The sequence below is a fragment of the Okeania sp. SIO2C9 genome (assembly GCF_010672455.1).
Classification (GTDB): domain Bacteria; phylum Cyanobacteriota; class Cyanobacteriia; order Cyanobacteriales; family Microcoleaceae; genus Okeania.
Map to the genome: position 1 here is coordinate 1 of NZ_JAAHGO010000237.1, position 1,354 is coordinate 1,354.

1 protein-coding gene is annotated in these 1,354 nt (G+C 41.7%); it reads left to right on the plus strand.

Annotated features, from left to right (window positions below):
- Window positions 1-126: 126 nt before the first annotated feature.
- Complete coding sequence (locus F6K23_RS40620; RefSeq protein ID WP_293166895.1) at window positions 127-1,332, plus strand: RNA-guided endonuclease TnpB family protein; 1,206 nt, start codon at window positions 127-129, stop codon at window positions 1,330-1,332.
- Window positions 1,333-1,354 lie beyond the last annotated feature (22 nt).

A 1,354-nucleotide genomic window follows, 5' to 3' on the forward strand; every position in this document is an offset into this window, starting at 1 on the left:
ATTCATCTCAACGTTGGTTGGAGACCCGCGCTCTCCCGTAGGGGAGCGTCGTCCGCGAAAACCAATCAATGTTGCGCTTTCACACATAATCTGTTAAACTGTAAAAGCAAATTAAGTAAACAGTAGATGGTTGAAAAAGCGTACAAATTTAGATTTTATCCAACTCCAGAACAGGAAAATCTGTTGCGGAGGACTTTGGGTTGTGTACGCTTGGTCTACAACAAAGCTTTGGCAGCGAGAACTCAAGCTTGGTATGAACAGAAAGAAAGAGTAAGCTACAAGCAAACTTCAGCTATGCTTACCAACTGGAAACAGCAGGAAGATTTAGATTTTCTGACACAAGTAAGCTGTGTGCCATTGCAGCAAGGTTTAAGGCATCTACAGACGGCTTTCACCAACTTTTTTAGTGGACGTGCTAAATACCCAAACTTTAAGAAAAAGCGCAATGGCGGTAGTTCCGAATTTACAAAATCTGCATTTAAGTGGAGAAATGGTCAAATATATTTGGCTAAATGTGCTGAACCATTACCTATTAGATGGAGTAGGCAACTGCCACAAGATTGTGCCCCTAGCACAATTACAGTGAAGCTAGACCCCTCTGGTAGATGGTCTGTGTCTTTGAGAGTCAATGACACCAGAGATTTAAAACTCAAGCCGACCAAAAAACTCTTAGGCATTGACTTAGGAATTACCAGTTTAGTGGCTACAAGTGATGGAGAAAAAGTAGCCAACCCTAAGAATCTAAGTAAATTACACAAGAAACTGAGGTTAGCTCAGAAGTCTCTATCTAGAAAAACTAAGGGGTCTAATAACTATCAAAAAGCTAGACTTAAAGTAGCTAGGATACACGCAAAAATTAAAGATTCGAGGTTTGACTATACTCACAAGCTGACTACCCAACTAATTAGAGAAAACCAAACGATAGTAGTTGAGGATTTGGCAGTAAAAAATATGGTCAAGAATCACAAGTTAGCAAGAGCAATAAGTGATGCCAACTGGGGAGAATTAGTCAGGCAATTAGAGTATAAGGCTGAATGGTATGGACGGGAATTAATCAAAGTTGATAGATATTTCCCTAGCTCTAAACGTTGCTCTAATTGTGGGCACATAGTAGAAAAATTACCTCTAAATATTAGAGAGTGGGATTGCCCTGAGTGTGGTAGCCACCATGACCGGGATATCAACGCTTCGATAAATATTTTGGCTGCGGGACTCGCAGTGTCAGTCTGTGGAGCGACTGTAAGACCTTCTGAGAGTAAATCTCGTCAGGCTGGTGCTAAGAAACAGAAAGCCCCTATCAGTGATGTTAGGGAATCCCGCGCTGTCTCGTAGAGCAGCGTCGGGAGGATGTCAA